Genomic DNA, 25,615 nt, shown 5'->3' with positions numbered 1-25,615 from the left:
AAGCAGTTCAAACAGCGTTTAAACTTTAAGAAAATTGATTGGCTTCTGCTTGGTATAAATCCATGGCATCATCCATGCTCATCCCATCTGGCGGTGGCGGAACCTGCGCAGGAATAGAGGCTTGTTCATAACTTACTGCTTTGGCAGCTTTGGATTTGACATGATATTCGACATGCAAAGATTCTTTACCGAAGTAGTCACGCAGCTTAGATAGTAATTCATCTAGTGGGGCAACTTTCCAGTTTAAGCCCAAATGAATGTCGGCCGTCGCATATGGATAGTCAATATATAACTGCACAGGGATATGCGTACACATATCGACATTGCAGAAAGGCAGTAAAATATCTTGGATGTCGCGTGATAGCGTTTTACTAAAATGTTCAGGTGTTAATTTAATTTGAATGGCATTGGCACGTTTTTGACGGATTTCATTCAAACTGAAGGCTTTAGTTAAGCGACCCATAGGGCGGTCAAAACCTTCACGTTCGTAAATTTCACCTTCAATGACCACCACTTTTTCGTTTTGAATCACATCTTTGAAGCGGTTAAAACGTTCGTGATTCGCAGACACTTCAATACGTGCAGTACCATCATCGAGCGTCACCATCATACGGTTCGGGAAGTTGGCAACATCGACGACTAGGCCTGCAAATACTGTAGTGACACCACGTCGTGTAGGCGTAAGCTCATTAATGCGCTGTGAAATAAAGGCTTTTAACTCTGGGCGATACACATCAATCGGGTGACCTGTTAAATAAAGGCCGAGTGTGTCTTTTTCACCTTTGAGACGAACTTCATCTGACCACGGTTTGACTGGTTTGGCAGGTTTACGTTGAACTTCTTCCACTTCGCCAAACAGGTCCATCATCCCTGTTTCGCGGTTTGTACGGGCTTGGTCAGCCGCTTGTACAGCTTCTGGCAATTGCGCCATCAAGTCAGCGCGTTCTAATCCTAAACAATCCAATGCGCCACCACGAATCAATGCTTCAAGCGTGCGCTTATTGATTTTTTTTAGGTCAATACGATGGCAGAAGTCAAACAGATCTTTATATGGGCCATCTTGGATACGTGAGTCAATCACAGACTGCATGGCAGCTTCACCGACACCCTTGATCGCACCTAAACCATAGACGATGGTTTTTGGATCGCTGGCATGGAAATTATATAAAGACATATTGACCGAAGGTGGCAAGACTTCAAGACCATTAATACGACAGTCATCGATCAAGAACACCACGTTATCGGTATTCTGCATTTCCGAGGTCATCACTGCTGACATAAATTCAGCAGGGAAATGTGCTTTTAACCAAGCGGTTTGATATGCAACAAGGGCGTAGGCTGCGGCATGGGATTTGTTAAAACCATAGCCTGCGAATTTTTCCATATAATCGAAGATATGGTTGGCCGTATCTGCATCAATACCTTTGGTTGCAGCACCTTCAGTAAAGATCTGACGGTGCTTAATCATTTCTTCGACTTTCTTTTTACCCATGGCACGACGAAGTAAATCCGCGCCACCCAAGCTATAGCCAGCACAGAACTGCGCTGCCTGCATGACCTGTTCCTGATAAACCATAATGCCGTATGTCGGTTCAAGGACACTTTCTAGTAATGGATGTAAGTATTCAAACTCGCCACCATGCATACGGAAAATAAAGTCAGGAATCAGATCCATGGGGCCTGGACGGTATAAAGACACGAAAGCAATAATTTCTTCGAACTTACTTGGACGTGCCTCTTTCAGCATTTTTTTCATGCCGACGGATTCAAACTGGAAGACTGCTGTGGTGTTTGCATCTGCGAACACAGCATAGGCAGGTTTGTCATCCAAAGGAATCAAGGAAATGTCGACAGGTGTAGTGATATCTGGACGGGCATTAATGTGCTTAATGGCATCTTCAATTACCGTTAAGTTACGTAAGCCCAAGAAGTCGAATTTAACTAGACCTGCAGCTTCCACATCGTCTTTATCGAATTGGGCTACACGGTTAGTCCCATCTGCATCACACAGTACTGCTGAATAGTCGGTTAACTTAGTTGGTGCAATAACCACACCACCGGCATGTTTACCTGTATTACGGGTAATGCCTTCAAGTTTGAGTGCCATTTCCCAAATTTCGGCTGCATCGTCGTTATCTGGGTTAGATGGATTGGTGACAATGTCTTTGAGTTGTGGTTCGGCCTCAATGGATTCTTCCAAACTTAAACCTAAAGGCTTGGTCGGAATCATTTTAGAAATACGGTCAGCCAAACCATAAGATTTACCCAAGACACGGGCTACGTCACGAATTGCACCTTTTGCCGCCATGGTACCGAAAGTTGCAATCTGAGAGACCGCATCTCGACCATAAGTGCGTGCAACATAGTCAATAACACGGTCACGACCTGCAATACAGAAATCGACGTCAAAGTCGGGCATTGATACACGTTCAGGGTTTAAGAAACGTTCGAACAGTAGGTCATAACGTAGTGGGTCTAGGTCGGTAATTTTTAAACTATAGGCAACCAAGGAACCTGCACCCGAACCACGGCCTGGACCAACAGGGACGCCATTACCTTTAGACCATTGAATAAAGTCCATGACAATCAGGAAGTAACCTGGGAATTGCATGGTCAGGATGATCCCAACTTCATAAGCCAAACGTTCATCATAAGGCTTACGAATTTCTGGCCAGTCGTCACCACGTTGTTCGACAGGGTACAAATGCGCTAAACGTTCTTCTAAACCTTCTTTTGATAAATGTTCAAAATAGGTGTCAATTGTATGACCTTCAGGGATTGGATAATCGGGAAGGTCATGGAAGCCTAAACGTAATGACACATTACAGCGTCGTGCAATGTGATAGGTGTTTTCAATAGCCGTTGGAATGTCTGAAAAGAGCTCAGTCATTTCCGCTGCAGTTTTGAAATATTGTTCAGGGCTATAATTTTTAGGGCGACGATTGTCACCAAGGACATAACCATCGGCAATACAAACACGTGCTTCATGCGCTTCGAAGTCTTCTTTACGCACAAAGTGCACATCATTATGTGCAACAACACCTATGTTAAATTTCTTCGCAAGTTTTACAGCTTCGTGAATGAAGTCTTCTTCACCCGGGCGTTCAGTTCGGGTAATTGCCAAATAAACACGATTTCCAAATTTTTCGACCCAGTCGGCTAACAATGGTTCAGCTTTTTGCGGGTTGGACGAGGAAAGCATTTTGCCGACATCACTTTGCATACCCAGTAAAACAATCAAGTCTTGGTGTTGATTTAAAATCCAATCCTTTTGTACGCAAGGAATATCAAGCTGTTGACCTGAAATATAGCCTTCAGAAACCAACTCGGTCAGACTACGCCAACCTTTATTGGTCATCGCTAGAAGAGTAGCTTTGTGTTCAGCATCATTCAGACGAATGGTTGAACCAAATATGGGTTTAATGCCTTTATCTAAGCACTTTTTATAGAATTTTACAGCAGCATGTAGATTTGAAAGGTCAGTAATGGCCAGAGCGGGCATTTCATCTGCAGCTGCAGCTTTTACAAGATCAGGTATACGTACAATAGATTCAGTAATGGAAAATTCTGTAAAAATACCAAGATGTACAAAGTGCATAGATGAGTCCCTGCGAAAACAGCTGCTGATTTTAGCATGCTCTGAGTTCAAACTTGCGTTTATTGCATGGCTTTATGCAGATTTATAAATTCACTGTTTAAGCAATAAACGCTGCATGACAATCACGATTTAGCAAGCAATACCTTGATTCACTGAAAAGGCAGTTAATTTGCCATTTTTAAAGTTGAAGGCTAGATTGCCAATATAGGGTAAATCATAGTTATGCGGCTCTTTCAGCACGGATTTTGCATGAGTCGGTGAGAGTAAAATCACATATGCAACTTCATTTGGATTGGCTAATTTTGCACTTTCGGGAAAGTCTTTTACAAATTGTTGATAGTCATATTGGCTTATCAGATGTTTTGACCCAATTTGAATTTTATCGCGTATTTGCATGGAGTTATCCCATTCCATCCAAACATCCCCTTTGGTTTGTCCAAGTTGGGCGAAGCTGCTTTTATTTTTATAGAATGAATCATTTTTAACTTGAGGATTGTCCTCAGCATAAATTTCAAATTTTAGAAATTTACCTTTTGATGTGACATGAAATTCAGTATTGCCGGTACATTCTGAATATTCATATTTAAGCTTTACTGGATTTTTGCTGATTAATGCATTTGCTTTTGATGCAGGCAAGGGTAAGGCTAAGTCAACATCATTTACCTTAATACTAGTGACATAGTCATAATCAGCAATGGATGCAGATGCTGCAGAAGTGATCAATATCCCCGTTGTGAAAAAAATTTAAGCGGAAAATTTGTGCTGGCAGTGTAGTTTGCATGGGGAATATAAAATCCTGTTCTTTTGATATTTTGTACTCATTCAAGTTTTTGTAAACGTAATATTGAAGGTTATATTTTAAATTTTATGGTGTTGCTAATTTGCCGTCAAAGTAATTTAGGGTCAAAGAAATCTTGGTTTTAGTTCTGCATTAAAAACTAAATTTTAAACACTAAAAAGCCCTCCGAAGAGAGCTTATATAAATCGTGATGGCTCAACGTAACTTCGATAACCAATCGCCAAGACTTTGTACAATTTGCACCAAAATCAATAAGACAATCACGGTCATGATCACCACGCTACTATCAAAACGTTGATAACCATAAGAAATAGCAAGGTCACCGATACCGCCTGCACCTACTGCACCCGCCATGGCTGTTGCGCCAATTAAGCTAATGGTTGCAGTCGTTAAGTTTAAAATCAAAGAGCTACGAGACTCTGGTAGTACAAATTTAGTTATGATTTGCAGCGGAGATGCACCCATTGCTTGAGCAGACTCAATAATGCCGTCATTTACTTCGAGCAACGATGTTTCAATCAGACGACCAATGTAAGGACCAACATAGATTGTGAGCGGAACAATCGCAGCCCAAGTCCCAATTGATGTCCCTACAATGACTTTGGTCAAAGGAATGACCGCAATCAAGAGGATAATAAATGGCAATGAACGCAGCGCATTCACTATCGGGTTCAAACCATGGTAGATGACACGATTAGGCAAAATGCCTTGTGGACGTGAGACATATAAAATCACGGCCTGGATAAAACCCCAAATACAGCCGAAGAGCATGGCAAAGAACACCATGTGAAAAGTTTCTTGTAGGGCAGTGACGAACTGATCCATAGACAAAGAACTTTTCCAAAAGGGTGCTGTAATTTGAGTCAGCCATTGAATAATTAAATCTCTCATTGCTGAACTCCTGCTTGAGTGACTTCAACGCCATGTTGTTCTAAGAACGCCACCGCTTGTTGAATCAATGCTGCATCACCTAATAGCTGAACGAACATTTGTCCAATCACCGCACCATTAATTTCAGTCATATTGGCAAACAAAATATTCAGGCTAATATCAAACTGTTTAATTACCGCTTGAATGACGGTTTCCTGTGCCGAACTGCCCAGAAATTTTAAACAATAAATACTGTTATGGTTTTGATTTTCTAGATTATTTAAAATATTAACAGGAAGCTGTTGCTGCAATACAGTTTGAATAAAGTTTTTGGTTGTATTGTGTTTTGGCTGACTAAAAATCTCTAAGGTTGAGCCGTGTTCGATGATTTTCCCTTGTTCCATCACCGCAACATAATCACAAACAGATTCAATCACATCCATTTCATGGGTGACCATCACAATAGTAATGCCTTGTTCTTGATTGATTTTCTTTAATAACGCCAATACCGATTTGGTAGTTTGCGGATCGAGAGCTGATGTTGCTTCATCACACAGTAAAATTTTAGGATGATTGGCAAGCGCACGGGCAATCCCGACACGTTGTTTTTGACCACCAGAGAGCTCATCTGGATAGGCATTTTTCTTATGTTTTAAGTCAATAAATTCGAGCAACTCTTCTAAACGTTTTTGGCGTTCAGCTTTAGACACACCTAAAAGTTTAAGCGGCATTTCAATATTTTCTGTAACAGTTTTGGTTTGCAGTAAATTGAAGTGCTGGAAGATCATGCCAATATTGGTTCTTTCTTGACGTAGCTCTGCCGAATTTAAAGCAGTAAAGTCTTTATCATGAATAATAATTTGCCCTTCACTCGGACGTTCTAGCAAATTAATTAAACGGATTAAGGTACTTTTGCCTGCACCACTGTAGCCAATTAGACCGAAAATACAGCCATCTGGAATGTCCAGATTAATCTGATCCAGTGCTGTAACGGTTTGGCCTTTTAGCTCAAAATGCTTGGAGATATTTTTAAATTGGATCATAGCGTCAAAAAAGGGTTCAAAAATGAAAAAACAGGCAAAGTAAACTTTGCCTGTTTATTTGAAGAAATTATATTACTATTTTGCTTCAGTGAGGTAGCTAGTTGGTTTGTTTACATCAATTTTAGTACCACCAAAATGTTCATCGATGTAAGCTTTAACTGCTGGAGTGTGATAAAGCGCGCCTACTTTTTGTAGTACTGGGTCATTTTGACGGTCAGCAGCAACAGCAAGAATGTTCACGTTCATTTTTGTACTTTGATCGATTGGCTCATAGTAAACCGCATCTTTTAGTACGTTTAAACCACCTTCCATTGCAAGGGTATTACCCAAAACAATCGCATCAACTTCGTCTTTCACACGAACTGCCGTCGCCATTTGAATTGGCTTGATTACGATTTTCTTCGCATTTTCAGTGACGTCAGCAGGTGTGCCTTTTACATCGTCAAAATCAGCTTTAAGTTTGATTAAGCCAGCAGATTGAAGCAGTAATAATGCACGTGATTCGTTTGCACCATCATTTGGAATCGCAATGGTTGCACCTGTTTTAAACTCTTCAAGTTTTTTAACTTTGCTTGAATAGATACCCATGGGTTCTAAATAAGTTGTCGAAAGCGGTGCAATTTTATCTTTATTGTTGTCGTTAAACGCAACCATATAGGCATATGATTGGAATGCGTTAACATCAATTTCTTTATTCGCTACAGCAGTGTTCATAGACACATAGTCAGTGAAGTTTTTCACTTCAAGTTTAATGCCAGCTTCTTTGGTTTCAGGAAGCGAAGCAATGTAGCGCCAAATATCAGCATCCGAACCAGTCGAAGCCATAGTGACGGTTTGCACTTCTGCAGTGTCTTTTTGTTGTGCTGCGTCAGTTGCAGGAGCTTCTTGTTTACCACAGCCTGAAAGGCCAACAGATAAACCGAGAACTAATCCTAGGAGCTTTTTCATATATTCACCCGAGTAAATTTATAAAATTAATAAATTCACAAATCATATTATGGAGAGATTTACTTAAGTCTTTTATCAGACAGGCTGATAGATGCTTAATAATTTAAAATGCTACACAGACTTATACAATTAGATCTGAGTCTATTTCCAAATGGGAAAAGATAGCCATTGCAAGCTGCTGTAAACAAAAGATTTAATAAAGTAAATCTCTATATTTCGCTAGGCATCATATCAATTTTTTATTATTCAATATAGTGATTTAAAAAGTTATGCTTAGCAGCAAAAATGTAAATGGAATATGTTTAATTAAATAATTTAATAAGTAAAAACAATATATTATTTATAATTAAACTATTTAAGTACGTCATTTGTATATGTTTAGGTCTATATAACAAATTTTAAAATGTATTGCTGAAAATATGATAAAAATGAAATAAGTCCTGTCATTCACAAAATTTGTAACATTCATATGTGAAAATAACGGAGAGCTTCAATCTAATCTGCATTGAAATCTTTATTGATATATTTGAAGTTCAACTCTGATTCATGGTTTTTCAAAATCTTAGATCTAAATCTGAGGAATATTGAATCCGCTACATTGTTTAATATAAACTGCTTAATAATTGATCATAATAAATTACTATGTGAGGCACGCTATGTCAAATCAGTTTGATTTCGTCTCAGTTGTAAAAAAGCCTACGGTTCATTATGGCGGTAGATCGGTGAGCCATGTTTTAAAAATGGAAGATGGTAGTCAAAAAACCATCGGTGTATTTTTGCCATCAGAGCAACCCATGACGTTTGAGGCACATGTGAAAGAGCGTGTTGAAATCACATCTGGGCAGTGTGTCGTGCAAATTGGGGAGCAGGGCGAGTTTGTTCAATATACGTCTGGCGAAAGCTTTATTGTTCCACAAGATTCTATTTTCAAAGTGCAATGTACCGATGTTGTTGATTATGTATGCCATTTTGATTAAGTATGCTTAGACAGGTTTGCAGTTGCTTCAGCTTTACACCTTATGATTTTTTTATTTCTAAGTTATAGCAATTGATATTTTTATTGCTTAAACCCCGCACTTAGCGGGGTTTCTTATATGATTACATGAATGATTTTGCTGTCTTATAGGAAATCCTGTAGTAACTAAAATTAAGCTTTTTAACATCTTCTATAGCCACTGTTTGGCAGAGTTAATGTACTTTATTTTGCCGTGAATAATTATTCAATTAGCAAAAGGGGATGTGCAAGTAATCACTACGCTGTATTTCATACAGGATATGTTTATTTAAAGGATGCTCTAGTGGTACAAGTGGATGATTAAATTCACGGACTTTTTGCATACCAATGCGTTGCATGACATGTTCTGATGGTGTGTTTAAGCTTGCTGTAAAGGAAATAACTTTATCTAATCTTAAGTTTCTAAAAGCATGCTTAAGTACAGCTTTTGCACCTTCGGTAGCATAGCCTTGATGCCAATATTGTGGCAGTAGTTGTCAACCAATTTCAGGGGCATCAGCTATTTCGAACTCGGGTGGATGTACGTGTAAGCCGATAAAGCCAATAAATTCGCCTGTGGCTTTAAGCTCGACGGTATATAAACCCCAACCACGTGTTTCTATTGCATCGCGTAGGCGTTGCATAAATGCAGTGGCTTCGGACGCATCAAGTTTGTTAGGGAAATAGCGCATGACGTCGTCGTCTGCACACATTTGGATGAATGGAGCAGTATCGGAGTCTTGCCATTGGCGGAGGATAAGGCGAGGGGTTTGGATAAAAATATGCATATTAAATATTAATTTGTATGGGTGTTTTCTTACTGAGACTAATGTAAATAATTTATAGTGTACATGATGATGGAATTGATATAAGTGAATAGTATTTGGGGGAGATGTAATTTGATTTGATGAACTAATCTTAATAGGCTTTTACATATATTTAGTTGATAAGGAGTAAATATGGAGTTGCAATACAAATTTTCAGAGGATGAATTTCTCGTATTATGCCAAGAAAATCTTGGGCGGGAAAAAACAACAGTTTTTGAAGATTTATATGAAGCTCTTATTCACTTTTTTAGTACTCCGGATTCAATCTCAATAACTGAAATAAAGCAGAATTACACATTTGGATACTATGATGATCACTTATCACTGAAAGAGTATATAGACAAAGGGAAAATGATAATCCCTTATCTTCAATTTGAGCTAATCAGTGATAAGGACATAGATCTGGATGTTACGGAAGTTAAACTACCTTCATTTATTATATTGTGTGATTTCCTTTATGGAGGAGGAATAACTAGGAAGTACAATATTAAAAATACAAAAATGAAAACCAAAAACAAAACATCAATACAGCTTCTTTCCGTTGAATTTCCACAAGCATTATTAACTAAGCTTTATTCACGAATGACACCACCAAAAAGTTTATTACCATCAAAATTAGGCTTTTATGAGTGGCGGCAGACTTTCTATAACAAAATGACAGGAGAAAGTTTCTTTTGCTCATGTTTTAAGGATGCTCTTGCCCAAAATCAGATTGGGTTGGCTGTACGCCACACTCACCTTAAAAATGCGTTAGAACATAAATCTGTTAAAGTTTCGATTTGCCATATCTGCACCAATACCAATTCAGATTTAATCTATTGCCACAAAATGTATGGCTCGGCTTTTAAAGCTAAATATGGCGCTTACATTGCTAAATACGCATTTCAGGAAGGTATCAGTGAAAGGGATGCGGAAAACCATATTAGAGAGTTAAAAGGTGTTGCACGTATAGGTGAAAGGTGGGTTAATGAAACCTTATTATTTAACTATATCAATCTGCTATTTCCTCAATACACGGTTCAAAGAGAAGCATCACCAAGTTGGTTGAATAGACAAAGGTTTGATGTCTATATCCCTGAGCTAAATTTAGCGATTGAGTACCAAGGGCAACAACACTATCTTGCTGTCAACTTATTTGGTGGAGAAGAAGGTTTAAAAAGAACAAAGCAAAGGGATAAGGAAAAGCTTCAACTCAGTAAAGCAAATGGAGTGGATATTATCTATTTTAGCTACAAAGATAATTTAACTGAAAAATTAGTACAAAATAGACTTAAAAACTATCTTAAAGAACCTCTATAAACGTGTATTTTTAATCATGGATATAGATGATAAAAGCCGTTATTTGAGCTATTTATTTATAAAAAACCCCGCACTTAGCGGGGTTTTTATTTAATCTAAATATAGATTAAGCATTTTCACGCGCAATTGCACGGTAACCAATATCTTTACGGTATTGAACGCCGTCAAACGTTACTTTTTTGCACAGCTCTAAAGCTTTCGCTTGCGCTTCGCCAATGGTGTTGCCTAGCGCAGTCACACAAAGAACACGACCACCGGCAGTCACAATATCACCATTCTCAAGTGCTTTAGTGCCTGCATGGAAAACTTTAGCATCAGCCATTTCAGTGTCTAAACCTGAAATTACATCACCATTGCTAGATGTTTCAGGGTAGCCCTTAGATGCAAGTACGATACCTACAGTCTTACGCTCATCCCAATCTGCTTCTTTTGGTAAGTTACCTGCAATACCAGCTTCAACAAGGTCAACTAAAGATGATTTTAAACGCATCATAATTGGCTGAGTTTCAGGGTCACCAAAACGGCAGTTGAACTCGATCACTTTAGGTTGACCTTGTTCATCAATCATTAAGCCTGCATATAAGAAACCTGTGTACACGTGACCGTCTTTTTTCATACCTTCAACGGTAGGACGCATCACTTCATTCATGGTTTTTTCAAATACGTCAGCCGTCACCACAGGAGCAGGAGAGTAAGCACCCATACCGCCAGTATTTGGACCTTGGTCGCCTTCAAAGATACGTTTGTGATCTTGTGAAGTTGCCATCGGTAAGATGTTGTCGCCATCAATCATACAAATGAAAGATGCTTCTTCACCAGCAAGGAATTCTTCGATTACAACGCGTGAGCCAGCATCACCAAATTTGTTGCCTGCAAGCATGTCATCAATTGCATCGAATGCTTCTTGATTCGTCATGGCAACAATTACGCCTTTACCTGCAGCAAGACCGTCAGCCTTGATCACGATTGGCGCACCATTTTTTTCAATAAATGCTTTAGCTGCATCAACTTCTGTGAACACGTCATAGAAAGCAGTTGGAATGTTGTGGCGTTTTAAGAAGTGCTTCGCAAATGCTTTAGAGCCTTCAAGCTGTGCAGCAAATTGAGTTGGGCCCCAAATTTTTACGCCAGCTTCACGGCAAGCATCCACCACACCATTTACAAGTGGTGCTTCAGGGCCAACCACGATTAAATCAACTGCATTGTTTTTTGCAAAGTCGATAATCGCTGCGTTGTCTAAAATGTTAAGCGCAACATTTTCGCATTTATTTTCAGTTGCAGAACCCGCATTACCCGGTGCTACAAATACTTTTGCGACTTTGTCATCTTGTGCGATTTTCCATGCAAGCGCATGTTCACGACCGCCATTACCCAAAACTAAAATATTCATCGGTTCATACTCCATGAATCGAAAATGACATAAAGTCCTCAACCTAAAAATAGGAGAGGACTTTATGCAAGATTAGAAATCTTTTAGCCCTAAATTGATTAAGGCTTTTTTGAAACGTCTTTGCTTGATCGGCACGTCGGAATCTTTCCAGTATACATTCAGATAAGGGAACAGACCTTCGGTTGGACCTACTTTTGTTAAGGCAAAAGTAGGCAAAACTATTGTCATCCGCAAAACTCGTCATATTTGATCTATGACCTCATTTTTTCGCAGAAACAGGATGTATTGAAATAAATCCTGCCTCAAACAATTGCGGATGACGGGTACGCGTATCAACTTAGATCTTGTTCCACAAAATCATGTATTAGTGGCGGAAGTGACGCATGCCAGTGAAGACCATTGCAATACCAGCTTCATCAGCAGCAGCAATCGTTTCTTCATCACGCATAGAACCACCCGGTTGGATAATGCATTTGATACCAGCTTTGGCAGCGTTATCAATACCGTCACGGAATGGGAAGAATGCGTCAGATGCCATTACAGCGCCTTCAACCACTAAACCAGCATGTTCAGCTTTGATCGCAGCAATACGAGCAGAGTTCACGCGGCTCATTTGACCTGCGCCCACACCAATCGTTTGACGGTTTTTAGCATAAACAATTGCGTTTGATTTAACGTATTTCGCAACTTTCCAAGCAAAGATCATGTCATCGATTTCTTGTTCAGTTGGTGCGCGTTTAGTCACAACTTTTAAGTCATCTTTAGTGATCATGCCTAAGTCTTGGTCTTGAACCAATAGGCCGCCATTTACACGTTTGTAATCTAACTGAGCTTTACGTTCAGTGATTGCAGGAAGTTCGCCACATACAAGTACGCGTACGTTTTTCTTCGCGCCAGTTACTTCAAGCACGCCTTCAGCAACGCTAGGAGCAATGATCACTTCAACGAATTGACGATCCACAATTGCTTGAGCAGTTGCAACGTCTAATTCACGGTTGAATGCAATGATACCGCCGAATGCAGATTCAGGGTCAGTTGCGTATGCAAGGTCATAAGCAGCTTGAATGCCGTCAAGTGATACTGCAACGCCACATGGGTTTGCGTGCTTAACGATTACACAAGCAGGTTTAGCGAATGATTTAACACATTCAAGTGCAGCGTCAGTGTCTGCAATGTTGTTATAAGATAATTCTTTACCTTGTAACTGTTTTGCAGTTGAAACAGATGCTTCAGTTGCTGTGTCTTCTACATAGAACGCAGCAGATTGATGCGGGTTTTCACCGTAACGTAGATCTTGAGCTTTGTTTAATTGCGTGTTGAATGTACGTGCAAATTTGTCAGCAGTACTTTCTTCTTTACCTACGCGAGCGCCTAAGTAAGATGCGATCATACCGTCGTATTGAGCAGTATGTTCGAATGCTTTAACTGCTAAGTCAAAACGTGTTGCATGAGATAAAGCACCCTCAGCTTTAAGCTCAGCAATCACAGTTGAATAGTCAGCAGCATTTACCACGATACCTACAGAAGCATGGTTTTTAGCAGCAGCACGAACCATTGTTGGACCGCCAATGTCGATATTTTCAATCGCATCTGCAAGTGAACAGTTTGGTTTAGCCACAGTCGCAGCGAAAGGATAAAGGTTAACAACAACTAAATCGATTGCATCGATGTTGTGTTCAGCCATCACAGCTTCGTCTAGACCGCGACGAGCTAAGATACCACCATGAATTTTCGGATGTAGCGTTTTTACACGGCCGTCCATCATCTCTGGGAAACCTGTGTGCTCTGAAACTTCAACTACGGCAACATTATTGTCTTTCAACAATTTGTATGTTCCGCCAGTAGATAAAATTTCTACCCCTAGAGCAGCAAGTTCTTGTGCAAATTCAACAATTCCAGTCTTGTCAGACACAGAGATTAAAGCGCGTTTAATAGTCATGATCTTCGTCACAGTTTTCAAGGAACAGATTAAAACAAAATTAGCAAAATGCAGGTTAAAAAAAATGCCTGCGGAAGCCGCAAGCATTTTATCATTTATTCACTCATTAAACCGTGAGCTTTCAACTTTTTACGTAAAGTACCACGGTTTAAGCCGAGAATCTCAGCAGCGCGGGTTTGATTACCACGTGTATATTCAAGAACTACAGATAGAAGAGGCTTCTCCATTTCCGCCAGCACCATATCGTATACCTGAGATGGTTGCTCGCCTTGCAATTGTGCAAAGTAATGGCGAACTGCGCGATCTACGTGAATACGAAGAGCGACATCAGATTGTGCAGTAAAAATAGGAGATTTGCTATTCATGCGAATTAATCCGAAAAATCAAATATCACTTGGGTAAAGTGATTTGTTAAAAGTGGTCTATAAACTTGAATGAACTCCGTTTTAGTTCCTAATGCGGAGTTCTAAAACTTGTACATTACTTGTAGCTTGACACAACTCGCAAAATTGTTCGAAAAATAAGCGTAACAATAGATTAATAATTGTTACAGCCTAAAAAACAAACAAAAAATCTACTCAATACGCAATAAATATTAAAGCGCACGGTTGGGATTGTATTTGTTGTGAAAAATTAGCGAGGAGTTTGCAGCACAAAGCTTTCGTGGCGCGTATCATACCATTGTCTAGGAAAAAGTGAGCAAGAAAACTGCATTTTTTTTATGTTTTTTTTACTTTTTTAATAGTTTTTTCCAATATTAGGGGCGAATCAACTCAATTGAATAATTATCGAAGCTTTTGCGTGCAATTGGTAGGCTAAATTGGAATTTAAAAGGACTACTTTTTGGGATCCGTTGGATGCCATGCAGACTTTTGTCCAAATACTCTTCAGGTAAAAGCGTATAGTTTGCTATTTCAGCACCATTTTCTTTTAGTGAAATTTTCATATTGGGTAAGGCAAGGCTACGGTCATGAAAATTGATCATTTCACCAGTAAAACGTGTTTCATTATTTCCAATGCTACGAATTTTGACTTTTTTGGTACTAATTAAACTGTAATGTTCCTCTAGACGTGAACAATTGAATACATCACAGACCGCAGTAAATGCAGCACCCATTACTGGGCTGTTTTTTAAATATTGTGGATTGAACCAGAAAAACTGGAATATAAGTGCACCAAATAAGAAAGCATTAATACAGAACCACATAAAATAATTCAGTGGTGTGCGTTTTTTATCTTTTTCAGCCTGTTCTGCCCAATTTACAGCAGGCAGGTTGCCGATCGGTTCGGTGCTGAAATAATTTAAGTTATTTAAATAAGTTTTTAGATCGATATTAGAGTTTTCGACTTTTTGATCAAATAGTTTTAATAAATGGTGGGTTGGTGTTTCTTCAACAGTCACTGGCGTAAGCGTATTATTAAATTCGCTGACATTAATAATAGTATTGGAGTTTTTCTGCGGTGCATTTTCTTGCTCAGGGGTAGAAAAAGACAACGCTTTATCTACCACCAAATGAGACAGTGCATTAAAAGATGTAGAGCACTTTGGGCAACAAACCATGCCCTGAGCGACAGTAAGCTGCGGAACAGTTACTTTATATGTTGTAAAACAAGTTGGGCAGTTAGTTAATTTGTCGCTCATAAGTACACATTTTAAATTTTAATACTGTTGGCGTTTACCCGAAATTCGGCACCATGTTTCGTCACGTTTTTCTACGTCTAATATATCAAAAAATTCAGAATAAACACTAGAAACATCAGAAACTTGCTCTTCAATTACACCTGCAAGTGCGAACTCGCCCTCAGATTTAATTAAAGTTGAGAATTCTGCAGCCAAGGCCATTAGAGGGCCTGCAAGAATATTAGCAACAAACACATCGGCTTTTTGTCCAGCGAGTTCTTGGTTGAACTCTTCAGGTAGGCCTACATACAAATTTTCCAGTACACCATTCAATTCGGCATTTTGTTGTGTTGCTAAAACGGCTTGTGGGTCAATATCAGTGGCATAAACTTTTTTTGCACCCAAAAGTAAAGCGGCAACACCTAAAATACCAGAACCACAACCGTAGTCGATGACGATTTTATCCTTTAGATCAACTTTACCTAACCATTGTAGGCATAAGAATGTAGATGCATGGTTACCAGTACCAAATGCAAGACCTGGGTCTAGTTTGATGTTAATGGCGTCTGCTTCAGGTGCTTCCATCCATTCTGGGACGATCCAGTACTTTTCACCAATTTGAATAGGCTCGTAAGCATCCATCCATGTGCGTTCCCATTCTTGGTCTTCAATGAATTCGCTACGCATTGGTGCTTCAGGAAGTTGAGCTTTAATAAATGTTTCTAATGCGGCAACATCAATTTCTTCATCATCTTCTTGTGCATAGATACCAGTTACGATCACTTTATTCCAAAGTGGTGTTTCACCTGGAAGTGGTTCAAGTAAATCCTGATTTTCTGCATCATCTAGCGTGACACTGACTGCACCTAAAGAACTGAGCAGCGTTTCAGTGTAATCAACTTGAGCTTTTTCAACAGTAATATGAATTTGTAACCACTTCACGGACATAACCTAAATGAGTTTTATAAAAAGCTATTGTAACGGAACTCGGCAACTTGCAGCTAGCGATTATCAAAATTGACAAAAAATAAAAGGATGCACGTGGCATCCTTTTAACTTTTCAGCGACTTAACTTTTAATTGTTTCTGTTGTCGTTGTCGAGATCGGTGCGAAACGTGTAATTAGGAAGCCAAATACAGCGGCAAAGATATACATAAAGATTGAATAAACCGCTGCAGGCATTGCAACGGCCGAGCTGGCCATCACTGTTAAGGCGATGGTCATGGCCAATGTGCTGTTATGAATCCCGATTTCAAATGCACATGCACGTGCCTGAGCACTATTGATGCCGAATAGTCTCGGAACAAAATAACCAATGCATAAGCTGAAAATACAGAATAGAACCGTAGCTAAGCCAACTTGGGTTAGATAAGCTGCAATATTATGTCGTTCAGAATAAATGGCACCGATAATAATTAAGATGAGAAAGACCACGGCAAAGATACGGAGTGGTTTATGCAGTTTCTCAGTCAGTTTAGGTGCATAGTGACGAAGCAGCATGCCTATACATACAGGGATGATAATAATGCCGAAAACTTGGAGGATTTTTCCAAATTGCAGACTGATTTGTTGCCCTTCTTGCATGAAGTGCATGATCGAAAAATTCACGATCAATGGAAGGGTTAATGCTGCAATGACAGAGTTGATGGCGGTCAGGGTAATATTTAAAGCCAAGTCACCTTTAAATAGATAGCTAAATAAGTTCGCTGTACTACCACCAGGTGAGGCTGCAAGTAGCATCAAGCCGACAGCAAGCAGTGGTGGTAATGCTAGCAGTTTACATATTATAAAGGCGATACCGACAAGCAACACGAGCTGGCAAAATAATGCGATCAACACGGCTTTAGGGTGCTTGGTTACACGTGCGAAATCTTTGGGGGTAAGTTCTAGCCCAAGCCCGATCATAATAAAGGCCAGTGCTAATGGCAAAAGAACCGTAATAATTCCAGAATCCATCTTATTTATTCTCCTTGAGCATATTTAATGGTTTTTCACCAAAGTCCTTATGGTGATTGCGTTAGAAAAAATAGTTTAGGTTTTCACTTGTTGAATCAAGTGACTGCCACGGCGCGTCAAAATAAAACCAAATAAGGTCGCCAATAAATACATAAAAATAGAATAAACACCGGCAGGTATCGCCACTGTGGTGTTTTCAAGCACACTTAGTGCGATGGTTAGGGCGATACTGGTGTTATGGATGCCAATTTCAAAGGTACACGCACGTGCCTGCTTTTCCGGGACACCCGCGAGAAATGGAATTAAGTAACCCAAAAATAAGCCACTGAAACAGAGTAAACAGGTCGCAATGCCGACGCTGGCAAAATACGTAATAATGTTGGATTGTTCACGCAAAACTGCGAGTGTAAAGATAAGAATTAATAAGAAAATAGACAACATTCGCATCGGCTTGTTGATGTGATATGCAATGGTCGGAAAGGAGTTGCGAATAAACATACCGAAACATACTGGTATTAAAATAATCAGAAATACATGGGTGATCTTATCAATAGGCATACCAATGCTGGTACTTTCACCAACAAAATGCAAAATGGATAGATTGACGATAAAAGGCAATGTAAAGCACGAAACAACTGAGTTGATGGCTGTTAAGCTAATGTTTAATGCAACGTCACCTTTATATAGGTAGCTAAAAAGGTTAGCAGTGGGGCCGCCGGGTGAAGCCGCAAGCAACATGAGCCCGACCGCGAGTAAAGGGGGTAACTCAAGCAACTTACACAGGAAAAACGCAATGCTGGTCAGTAGAATAAGCTGAGTAAATAAAGCGATGAAAATAACTTTTGGATAACGTCCAACGCGTAAAAAGTCTTTGACTGAAAGTTCAAGTCCCAAACCCATCATCATAATGGCTAAAGCAATGGGTAGAAAAAATGCAAATAATCCCGAATCCATGGAATTTCCTGATATTTTTATCCTTATAGTGTTTTTGAGTTTATCTCAGTTTAATAAATAAGCAATAAATAAAAGCGAGTAAAAACTGATGTTTTACCCGCTTTATTTTTGATCTGTTAAATGGTCGATATTTTGATCGACAACTGTTTATTTAGGACGAGGAGGAGTGAACCCTAAAGCACATTTTCCTTTAATTTCTTGTCCATTAATCGTTGCAGTAGTGGCTTTTGCATCTGCACTGCATGTGCTTAATAATTCTGCTTCTTCGCCATGCAGATTTGCATTTTTGGAAGAGCTAAAAAATTGTGGTTCGCAGGTACCATTCCAGATAATACCGCGATAGGCAAATGATACTTGAGCGCCTTGGCTTTTACCTTTACAGACTTGTTGATATCGCTGTGCATCATACACTTTCTCAACTTTATCATTGGCTGAGGCAGCAAGTGGTGATAAACATAAACCGCATAAAACCGTGGATAGCAAAATATTCTTATTCATGCTTATAGTCCTTATGATTCTCATGGGATCTATAACAGAATAAAAAATCATCAGAATAAAACAACAATCTTCGAGTAACATTTGCTTGAGAAATGTATATTTTTATGTGGAATATGCAAAGTATGTATGTTCATAAAGAAATATATAGGCATAAAACAGTAGCCAATAACAATAAAATCGAGTTAATCAGTCAACTTATCGGTGAAGTTTTGCTATAATCTTCCGTCATCCTTTTTTAATCTCCTTTACCACTATGCATTATCCTAAAGTTTACGATGTCATTGTTATCGGCGGCGGTCACGCGGGTACTGAGGCAGCTCTTGCTGCGGCACGTATGGGTCGACAGACTTTACTCTTAACTCATAATATTGAGACTTTAGGGCAGATGAGCTGTAACCCAGCCATTGGTGGTATTGGTAAATCACATTTAGTCCGTGAAATTGATGCGCTTGGCGGTGCAATGGCATTGGCTGCCGACAAAGGCGGTATTCAATTCCGTATTTTAAACTCACGTAAAGGTGCAGCAGTACGAGCGACTCGTGCCCAAGCTGACCGTGTACGTTTTAAAGCTGCGATTCGTGAGACCCTAGAAAATCAAGCGAATTTGGATATTTTCCAACAAGCCGCTGATGACCTTATTGTTGAAGGCGATACCGTTAAAGGTGTAGTCACCCAAATGGGTATTCGCTTTGATGCGAAAACTGTTGTATTGACTACAGGTACATTCTTGGGTGGTGTGATCCACGTAGGTCTAAATAATGCTTCAGGCGGTCGTGCGGGCGATCCTCCTTCAATTTCATTGGCTGCGCGCCTTCGTGAATTGAACTTACCTGTAGGTCGTTTAAAAACTGGTACACCACCACGTATCGATGCACGATCAGTTGATTTCTCTGTAATGACGCCACAGCCGGGTGATTTCCCATCTCCGACTATGTCATTCATGGGTGATGCGTCGATGCATCCTGAGCAAATCAATTGCTATATCACACATACCAACGAGAAAACTCACGATATCATTCGTGGCGGCTTAGACCGTTCACCAATGTATACCGGTGTAATTGAAGGTGTAGGTCCACGTTATTGCCCATCGATTGAAGATAAAATTCATAAATTTGCCGATAAAGATTCGCATCAAGTGTTCTTGGAACCTGAAGGTCTAGATACACATGAGCTTTATCCAAATGGTATTTCAACTTCATTACCATTCGATGTTCAGTTTGAATTGGTTCGCTCGATTCGTGGTATGGAAAATGCGCACATTTTGCGTCCGGGTTATGCAATTGAGTACGACTATTTCAACCCACAATCATTGAAATTCTCTTTAGAAACCAAATCGATTAATAACCTGTATTTTGCAGGTCAAATTAACGGTACAACAGGTTATGAAGAAGCGGGAGCGCAAGGTTTGCTTGCAGGCTTAAACGCAGCACGTCGTGCATGGGATCAAGAGCAATGGACACCAAAACGTGATGAAGCGTACATGGGCGTGTTGGTTGATGACTTGATTACTCTCGGTACTAAAGAACCGTACCGTATGTTCACGTCACGTGCGGAATACCGTTTGATGCTTCGTGAAGACAATGCGGATCAGCGTTTAACTGCCATTGGTCGTGAAATGGGGCTGGTAGATGATGCGCGTTGGGATTCGTTCTGCCAAAAAATGGAAGCTGTAGAAACAGAGAAAGGTCGTTTACAACACCTTTGGGCAGCGCCAAACAATCCACTAGGCAAAAAATTCGTTGAAATGACTGGCGATGACCTGTCAAAAGAAACCAATGCAATTGATTTGCTCAAACGTCCAAATATCAACTTCTCACAAATTGCTGAATTGACAGGTTCAGAAGTTTCAGCATTTGTGGGTGAGCAAATTGAAATTGCAGTGAAATATGCGGGTTATATTAACCGTCAGCAAGAAGACGTTGCGCAAATGAAACGTTTGGAAGATACACGTATTCCTGCTGATTTTGATTACGATGTAGTTTCTGGTCTTTCACGTGAAATCACCATGAAGCTGAAAAATGTATTGCCTGAAACATTGGCACAAGCAAGTCGTATTCCAGGTGTAACACCTGCGGCTGTTCAATTGGTGATGATTACGATTCGTAAGAATAACCAAGCGAAAAAATCTGCATAAGATTTTGAGTTAAATAAAAAACCCGCTCAGTTGCGGGTTTTTTATTGCCAATAAATTATTGGCTGTTGCTATTTGATCGGATTAAATGAATATTTTGATCATCATTAGTTTTAGCTATGGTTTGATTATTAAAATCTTTCATAAACCTAAGTGATTGATAATTAATTATAAATACAAAAAATAAGATCTAAAAACTATTGATATACAAAGTTTTAGGTCTTAATGGTGGGCTTTTGGTCGTGTGAATTCCGACCTTTGTAGTGGTATTTATTCTACCCAATAAAGCCGAAACTTCAGGGCATGGCGTACAAGTGGGTTTACGCTACATGAATGGAGTTCGATTATGGCAAATCAACAATCGGGAAAAATGCAAAAAATTCTAACAGTATTTTTGTGTTTCTGGGTGGCATTTTTTGAAGGTTTTGACCTACAAGCACCCGGTATCGCAGCAAAAGGAATCGCAGCGACATTTTCCTTAGATCAGGTGCAAATGGGCTATGTGTTTAGCTTGGGTGTATTTGGTATGTTATTTGGCGCGTTCTTTGGGGGGCGTGTCGCTGACTATTTGGGGCAGAAGAAAGTCCTAATGTTGTCGATTTTTATCTTCGGTGTATTTATGTCTATCACGGCAGTTGCACCAAGTATTGAAATTTTATATATCGCACGATTCTTTACAGGTTTAGGTTTGGGCGCTGCGATGCCAACGATGATCTCGGTGGTGGGTGATGAAGCGACGGATGCTAACCGTGGACGCTTAAATAGTTTGATGTACTGCGGCTTACCTGTAGGTGCAATCTTTGTTGCTGGCTTGGGTATTATTTTTAAAGATATCTCTTGGCATACACTGTTTTTAATTGGTGGTTTAACGCCTTTAATTCTAATTCCATTCATGGCGATTATCTTAAAAGATAAGCGTACTGAAAAAGTTCAGGCAGAAAGCAAAGAAGCGGTTCCACCGATGGGGCAAATCCTTTTTGCTGAACAGCGTTATAAATATACCTTGCCGCTTTGGTTGAGTTTCTTCTTTACCTTAATGGTGAACTATATTCTGATCAGTTGGTTGCCTAACTTGCTTATGGAACAAGGGTTGGAAAAGCAACAAGCTTTTATGATCATGTTGATGTTCCAAGTGGGCGCAGTAATTGGTACGCTCGGTTTAGGCTACTTGCTTGATCGCCTAAAATTATGGCAAATGGCAGTGATTATCTATTCAGGTTTGTTTGTAGCATTATTTGTGCTGTTTACAACAAATTCCATTCCTGTACTCATTGCAGCAGGCATCATGGGCGGGATTTTCTCTACAGGTGGTCAATCTATTTTGTATGGGATCTCTCCAATTTTCTATACACCAGCTGGGAAAGTAACAGGTGTGGGGAGTGCGATTTCATGGGGGCGTTTGGGAGCAATGACAGGTCCATTACTCACAGGTAAGATTTTGGCGCTAGGTCTAGGAACGACAGGTATTTTAATTGCAAGTGCGCCGGGTATTGCTTTGTCGGCTATCGCGGTGGCTGCATTGTCAGCCTATAAGTCATCCCTTAAGAAATAGTCAAAACCAGTCATATTTAAAGGAGCTACGGCTCCTTTTTTATTGAATAAATATCTTTAGCTGAAACTAAGTTTTGTTAGAATAAATCTAATATTTATGAATAAATTTACTTCTATGTCTTATCAATTGATCGAACTTGATATTTCTCCCTCAGATAACATTCAGTGTCCACATTGCCAGCAGCAAGTGATTGATTGGTCAGAAGAACAGTATGTGCAGCCATGTGAGCATGTGCTGTTTATTGCAATGGATATTGGTTTTGAGTTTATTACCGATGAATTTGAGCAAACCATGCAGCATACAGTCGATGACTTGCATGCCAATGATGATCAGTATCATATGTTTACTGAAATTACCGCCTCGAGCTTCCCTGAGTTTCTGATTTATAAGTCTGATTTAGGGGTGGAAGGTTATTCACGTTATGTCGGCTTTACGGCATAAAATATTGCTAAAAAATCTTAAAATAAAAAAAGCCAGTCAAGTGGCTGGCTTTTTTTAATGTAAACCAGAAAATTAACTTTCTAATTCTTCTTCGACATCATCTTCGGCACTGTCCATACCGAGTTCTTTAAGTTTACGGGTTAAGGTATTACGACCCCAACCTAAAAGTTCTGCTGCATGGCGCTTACGCCCACGTGTTTGCTGTAGTGCTGCATTGATGAGGGTGCGTTCAAACATTGGTGTGGCAATGTCGAGAATTTTCATCTCACCATTTTTAAGTTTTTGCACAGCCCATTGACCAAGTAATTCATCCCAATGATGCACCCCGATACGATCAATCCCTTGAGTAGCAGGATTGCCATCTGTGCCTTGAATTGGAATCTGTTTTAATTCAGAAGGTAAATCTTCTGGATAAACTTCACGGCCTGTGATCATGACTGTTAGCCAGCGACAGGTATTTTCGAGCTGACGCACATTACCTTGCCACGGCAGTTTTTGCATGTATTCTTGCGTTTCAGGACGCAGAATTTTCGGGCTTACCCCAAGTTCTTTGCCTGCACTTGCTAGGAAGTGCTGTGCAAGCATCGGAATATCTTCACTACGATGTGCAAGTTTTGGAATATGAATACGAATGACGTTTAGACGGTGGTACAAGTCTTCACGGAAGCGACCTTCATGTACTAACTTTTCTAAGTCTTGGTGTGTTGCCGCAACGATACGGACATCCACCTTGACTGGGATGTGACCACCAACGCGGTAGAATTCGCCATCCGCTAAAACACGCAGTAAACGTGTTTGAGTTTCAAATGGCATGTCGCCAATTTCATCAAGGAAAAGAGTCCCGCCATTGGCTTGTTCGAAACGCCCTTGACGCTGTGTGTTGGCACCGGTGAACGCGCCTTTTTCATGACCAAATAATTCAGTTTCGATCAAATCTTTTGGAATTGCCGCCATGTTGAGGGCAATAAAAGGCTTGTTGCCACGTGGTGAATGCTTATGCAATGCATGCGCAACTAATTCTTTACCCGTGCCTGATTCACCATTAATTAATACGGTAATGTGTGATTGAGAAAGACGACCAATGGCACGGAAGACTTCCTGCATAGCAGGTGATTCACCAATAATCTCAGTAGATTGAATCGGTTGAACAGTTTTAGCAGATTCTTGTTGTTGTAATTTGGCAATATGCAAAATTGCACGGTTTACAAGCGCTAAGGCTTCATCAATATCAAAAGGTTTTGGTAGATATTCAAATGCACCCGTTTGATAGCTCGACACAGCAGATTCTAAATCTGAATGAGCGGTCATGATGATCACAGGTAAGTCAGGGTAGTTGCCTTTGACTTTACCTAAAAAGGTCAGTCCATCAATACCCGGCATACGGATGTCTGTCAAAATAACATCTGGCGCATCGACACTTAACTGATCTAAAGCGGATTGTGCTTCTTCAAAACTGGTAACATCAAAACCTTCTTCTTTGAATGTTTTTTCCAGCACCCAACGCATGGCGCGATCATCATCGATGACCCAAATCTTATTACGCGACATGATCTGACTCCCAAGGTAAATATAGGCTAAATACTGTTTTTCCAGGAACTGATTGGCATTCAATCATTCCGTTATGTTGATGCATAATATTTTGTGCAATGCTCAGGCCGAGACCTGTGCCTTTCGCTCGTCCTGTCACTAAAGGGTAAAATACGGATTCTAATATTTCTTGTGGGACACCTGGTCCATTGTCCTCGATGTCAATGCGTACCGCAGAACGTTTTAATACACCGTTGATGGTGACTAGCCGTTGAATACGTGTGCGCAAGGTGAGTTCTGGTTGATGCTCAACAAAGAACTCTTTATTTTCAGTCATCGCCTGAACAGCATTAACACTGATATTCAGCATGACCTGAATTAATTGATCACGATCTGCCAGAACATCCGGTAAAGAAAGGTCGTAATCACGAGTGATCTTAATTTTCTTTTTGGTTTGGTTGACGATCAGTGAACGAACACGTTCAAGGGGTTCATGGACATTGACTGGTTCGTAACTTGGTAATTGTCTTGAACCAAGCATAGTGTCAGCAAGATTACGTAATCGGTCTACTTCACTAATAATAATGTCGGTGAATTCGCTGTACTTCGGATCATTTAAGCTACGCGCTAAAAGTTGTGTCGCCCCACGGATACCACCGAGTGGATTTTTAATTTCATGGGCAACACCACGAATCAGTTGTCGTGCGACTTGATGCTGTTGAATCAGGTTTTCTTCTTTAGAGATTTTTAACATCCGGTCGATTTGATTGAGCTCAATCAATAGCAAAGGGTGGTAGGGTTTACCTGAGTTGAGCTGTGACACGGTGTAATCGACATGAATGTCTTTAAAGTTGACATTAATCGTTGCTTCTCGGCGCGTATAGTGTTGACCAGAAGTTAATGTATTCATTAATGCATCATGCGTATTGAATTCATCATCGGGCATATGAAGTAAATTTAATACAGGCTGACCTGATGCACGAAGTAAGCTGATGTCAAAAAGCGCTTCACAAGATGAATTTAAATAAAAAATATTCAGGTTGCTATCGACCAATAAAATGGCAGTGGTTAAATTATCCACTAAAAGCCGGTAATCAATCGTCATAGTCTGATCCATTAGCGAGAGGTTCCTGTCTTAAAATGGCGCAATGGCATCTTCATAAAGCAAATCGTTCAATCTAATAAGGTTCGAATTGATGCAAGTTATGCAAGATATAAGCCAACTATT

At 39.9% G+C, this 25,615-nt stretch carries 20 protein-coding genes and 1 pseudogene; 5 read left to right on the top strand and 16 right to left on the bottom strand.

Going from position 1 to position 25,615, the window contains the following annotated elements; translation table 11 throughout:
* Window positions 1-25: 25 nt before the first annotated feature.
* The 5 genes from dnaE to FTT77_RS08300 all read right to left on the bottom strand — a co-directional run bounded on the left by dnaE (window position 26) and on the right by FTT77_RS08300 (window position 7,258).
* Entirely contained in the window at window positions 26-3,598 is a 3,573-nt protein-coding gene (dnaE, locus tag FTT77_RS08320) for a DNA polymerase III subunit alpha (protein WP_180109138.1), read from the bottom strand.
* A gap of 129 nt (window positions 3,599-3,727) precedes the next feature.
* Window positions 3,728-4,321 (bottom strand): hypothetical protein, encoded by a 594-nt coding sequence (locus FTT77_RS08315; protein WP_218954068.1) that lies wholly within the window; start codon window positions 4,319-4,321, stop codon window positions 3,728-3,730.
* Between the two features lie 271 nt (window positions 4,322-4,592).
* Window positions 4,593-5,288 carry a methionine ABC transporter permease gene (locus FTT77_RS08310; RefSeq protein ID WP_180048904.1) on the bottom strand — a complete coding sequence of 232 codons (696 nt, stop codon included), beginning with the start codon at window positions 5,286-5,288 and terminating at the stop codon, window positions 4,593-4,595.
* The gene (locus FTT77_RS08305) at window positions 5,285-6,310 is read right to left on the bottom strand and encodes a methionine ABC transporter ATP-binding protein (protein WP_180109137.1); all 1,026 of its coding nucleotides are present in this window, start codon (window positions 6,308-6,310) and stop codon (window positions 5,285-5,287) included. Before FTT77_RS08305 ends, FTT77_RS08310 begins: the two co-directional genes overlap by 4 nt.
* A gap of 75 nt (window positions 6,311-6,385) precedes the next feature.
* Entirely contained in the window at window positions 6,386-7,258 is an 873-nt protein-coding gene (locus tag FTT77_RS08300) for a MetQ/NlpA family ABC transporter substrate-binding protein (protein WP_168377622.1), read from the bottom strand.
* A gap of 656 nt (window positions 7,259-7,914) precedes the next feature.
* Between FTT77_RS08300 and FTT77_RS08295 the strand changes: the two genes are divergently transcribed.
* Entirely contained in the window at window positions 7,915-8,235 is a 321-nt protein-coding gene (locus FTT77_RS08295) for a pyrimidine/purine nucleoside phosphorylase (protein WP_078188739.1), read from the top strand.
* A 247-nt stretch (window positions 8,236-8,482) separates the two neighbouring features.
* Here FTT77_RS08295 and FTT77_RS08290 read toward each other — a convergent pair.
* Window positions 8,483-9,040 (bottom strand): annotated as a pseudogene (locus FTT77_RS08290) (GNAT family N-acetyltransferase).
* Window positions 9,041-9,211: 171 nt separating this feature from the next.
* Between FTT77_RS08290 and FTT77_RS08285 the strand changes: the two are divergent.
* Window positions 9,212-10,378 carry a hypothetical protein gene (locus tag FTT77_RS08285; protein ID WP_180010138.1) on the top strand — a complete coding sequence of 389 codons (1,167 nt, stop codon included), beginning with the start codon at window positions 9,212-9,214 and terminating at the stop codon, window positions 10,376-10,378.
* A gap of 106 nt (window positions 10,379-10,484) precedes the next feature.
* Here the strand turns inward: FTT77_RS08285 and purD are convergent, their stop codons facing one another.
* The 8 genes from purD to FTT77_RS08245 form a co-directional block, all read right to left on the bottom strand.
* Window positions 10,485-11,768, bottom strand: coding sequence for a phosphoribosylamine--glycine ligase (gene purD, locus FTT77_RS08280; protein WP_180109136.1), 1,284 nt, complete (start codon window positions 11,766-11,768; stop codon window positions 10,485-10,487).
* Between the two features lie 364 nt (window positions 11,769-12,132).
* Window positions 12,133-13,707 (bottom strand): bifunctional phosphoribosylaminoimidazolecarboxamide formyltransferase/IMP cyclohydrolase, encoded by a 1,575-nt coding sequence (gene purH, locus FTT77_RS08275; RefSeq protein WP_180109135.1) that lies wholly within the window; start codon window positions 13,705-13,707, stop codon window positions 12,133-12,135.
* 95 nt (window positions 13,708-13,802) lie between these two features.
* A complete protein-coding gene (fis, locus tag FTT77_RS08270; protein ID WP_001086304.1) occupies window positions 13,803-14,072 on the bottom strand; it encodes a DNA-binding transcriptional regulator Fis in 270 nt (89 codons plus the stop codon).
* Between the two features lie 392 nt (window positions 14,073-14,464).
* On the bottom strand, window positions 14,465-15,349 hold the full coding sequence (locus FTT77_RS08265; RefSeq protein WP_180054446.1) for a DUF3426 domain-containing protein: 885 nt from the start codon (window positions 15,347-15,349) through the stop codon (window positions 14,465-14,467).
* A gap of 18 nt (window positions 15,350-15,367) precedes the next feature.
* A complete protein-coding gene (prmA, locus tag FTT77_RS08260; RefSeq protein ID WP_180109134.1) occupies window positions 15,368-16,270 on the bottom strand; it encodes a 50S ribosomal protein L11 methyltransferase in 903 nt (300 codons plus the stop codon).
* 126 nt (window positions 16,271-16,396) lie between these two features.
* A complete protein-coding gene (locus tag FTT77_RS08255) occupies window positions 16,397-17,284 on the bottom strand; it encodes a bile acid:sodium symporter family protein (protein WP_180109133.1) in 888 nt (295 codons plus the stop codon).
* 75 nt (window positions 17,285-17,359) lie between these two features.
* Window positions 17,360-18,238, bottom strand: coding sequence for a bile acid:sodium symporter family protein (locus FTT77_RS08250; RefSeq protein ID WP_078188732.1), 879 nt, complete (start codon window positions 18,236-18,238; stop codon window positions 17,360-17,362).
* A 147-nt stretch (window positions 18,239-18,385) separates the two neighbouring features.
* Window positions 18,386-18,736 (bottom strand): hypothetical protein, encoded by a 351-nt coding sequence (locus tag FTT77_RS08245; protein ID WP_078188731.1) that lies wholly within the window; start codon window positions 18,734-18,736, stop codon window positions 18,386-18,388.
* A gap of 253 nt (window positions 18,737-18,989) precedes the next feature.
* On the opposite strand from FTT77_RS08245, the gene mnmG reads away from it, so the two are divergent.
* From mnmG to FTT77_RS08230, 3 genes are all read left to right on the top strand, one after another.
* Window positions 18,990-20,870 carry a tRNA uridine-5-carboxymethylaminomethyl(34) synthesis enzyme MnmG gene (gene mnmG, locus FTT77_RS08240; RefSeq protein ID WP_180109132.1) on the top strand — a complete coding sequence of 627 codons (1,881 nt, stop codon included), beginning with the start codon at window positions 18,990-18,992 and terminating at the stop codon, window positions 20,868-20,870.
* A gap of 343 nt (window positions 20,871-21,213) precedes the next feature.
* Window positions 21,214-22,419 carry a 3-(3-hydroxy-phenyl)propionate transporter MhpT gene (gene mhpT, locus FTT77_RS08235; protein WP_180109131.1) on the top strand — a complete coding sequence of 402 codons (1,206 nt, stop codon included), beginning with the start codon at window positions 21,214-21,216 and terminating at the stop codon, window positions 22,417-22,419.
* Window positions 22,420-22,533: 114 nt separating this feature from the next.
* The gene (locus FTT77_RS08230; protein ID WP_078193710.1) at window positions 22,534-22,860 is read left to right on the top strand and encodes a hypothetical protein; all 327 of its coding nucleotides are present in this window, start codon (window positions 22,534-22,536) and stop codon (window positions 22,858-22,860) included.
* A gap of 72 nt (window positions 22,861-22,932) precedes the next feature.
* Here FTT77_RS08230 and glnG read toward each other — a convergent pair whose 3' ends face one another.
* A complete protein-coding gene (gene glnG, locus FTT77_RS08225; RefSeq protein ID WP_078188728.1) occupies window positions 22,933-24,408 on the bottom strand; it encodes a nitrogen regulation protein NR(I) in 1,476 nt (491 codons plus the stop codon).
* Window positions 24,398-25,504, bottom strand: coding sequence for a nitrogen regulation protein NR(II) (gene glnL, locus FTT77_RS08220; protein ID WP_078188727.1), 1,107 nt, complete (start codon window positions 25,502-25,504; stop codon window positions 24,398-24,400). The genes glnG and glnL overlap by 11 nt, the downstream gene beginning before the upstream one ends.
* Window positions 25,505-25,615 lie beyond the last annotated feature (111 nt).

The sequence above is a fragment of the Acinetobacter sp. YH01010 genome, assembly GCF_013420775.1.
Taxonomy (GTDB): domain Bacteria; phylum Pseudomonadota; class Gammaproteobacteria; order Pseudomonadales; family Moraxellaceae; genus Acinetobacter; species Acinetobacter amyesii.
This window is presented reverse-complemented; position numbering and strand designations above follow the sequence as displayed.

Excerpts from the sequence above, each read along its gene's own strand:
- purD (WP_180109136.1), bottom strand. The coding sequence starts at position 11,768 with ATGAATATTTTAGTTTTGGGTAATGGCGGTCGTGAACATGCGCTTGCA.
- mhpT (WP_180109131.1), top strand. The coding sequence starts at position 21,214 with ATGGCAAATCAACAATCGGGAAAAATGCAAAAAATTCTAACAGTATTT.
- FTT77_RS08230 (WP_078193710.1), top strand. The coding sequence starts at position 22,534 with ATGTCTTATCAATTGATCGAACTTGATATTTCTCCCTCAGATAACATT.
- FTT77_RS08265 (WP_180054446.1), bottom strand. The coding sequence starts at position 15,349 with ATGAGCGACAAATTAACTAACTGCCCAACTTGTTTTACAACATATAAA.
- FTT77_RS08300 (WP_168377622.1), bottom strand. The coding sequence starts at position 7,258 with ATGAAAAAGCTCCTAGGATTAGTTCTCGGTTTATCTGTTGGCCTTTCA.
- FTT77_RS08285 (WP_180010138.1), top strand. The coding sequence starts at position 9,212 with ATGGAGTTGCAATACAAATTTTCAGAGGATGAATTTCTCGTATTATGC.
- FTT77_RS08250 (WP_078188732.1), bottom strand. The coding sequence starts at position 18,238 with ATGGATTCGGGATTATTTGCATTTTTTCTACCCATTGCTTTAGCCATT.
- FTT77_RS08245 (WP_078188731.1), bottom strand. The coding sequence starts at position 18,736 with ATGAATAAGAATATTTTGCTATCCACGGTTTTATGCGGTTTATGTTTA.
- FTT77_RS08305 (WP_180109137.1), bottom strand. The coding sequence starts at position 6,310 with ATGATCCAATTTAAAAATATCTCCAAGCATTTTGAGCTAAAAGGCCAA.
- dnaE (WP_180109138.1), bottom strand. The coding sequence starts at position 3,598 with ATGCACTTTGTACATCTTGGTATTTTTACAGAATTTTCCATTACTGAA.
- mnmG (WP_180109132.1), top strand. The coding sequence starts at position 18,990 with ATGCATTATCCTAAAGTTTACGATGTCATTGTTATCGGCGGCGGTCAC.
- purH (WP_180109135.1), bottom strand. The coding sequence starts at position 13,707 with ATGACTATTAAACGCGCTTTAATCTCTGTGTCTGACAAGACTGGAATT.
- FTT77_RS08295 (WP_078188739.1), top strand. The coding sequence starts at position 7,915 with ATGTCAAATCAGTTTGATTTCGTCTCAGTTGTAAAAAAGCCTACGGTT.
- glnG (WP_078188728.1), bottom strand. The coding sequence starts at position 24,408 with ATGTCGCGTAATAAGATTTGGGTCATCGATGATGATCGCGCCATGCGT.
- FTT77_RS08310 (WP_180048904.1), bottom strand. The coding sequence starts at position 5,288 with ATGAGAGATTTAATTATTCAATGGCTGACTCAAATTACAGCACCCTTT.
- fis (WP_001086304.1), bottom strand. The coding sequence starts at position 14,072 with ATGAATAGCAAATCTCCTATTTTTACTGCACAATCTGATGTCGCTCTT.
- glnL (WP_078188727.1), bottom strand. The coding sequence starts at position 25,504 with ATGGATCAGACTATGACGATTGATTACCGGCTTTTAGTGGATAATTTA.
- FTT77_RS08255 (WP_180109133.1), bottom strand. The coding sequence starts at position 17,284 with ATGGATTCTGGAATTATTACGGTTCTTTTGCCATTAGCACTGGCCTTT.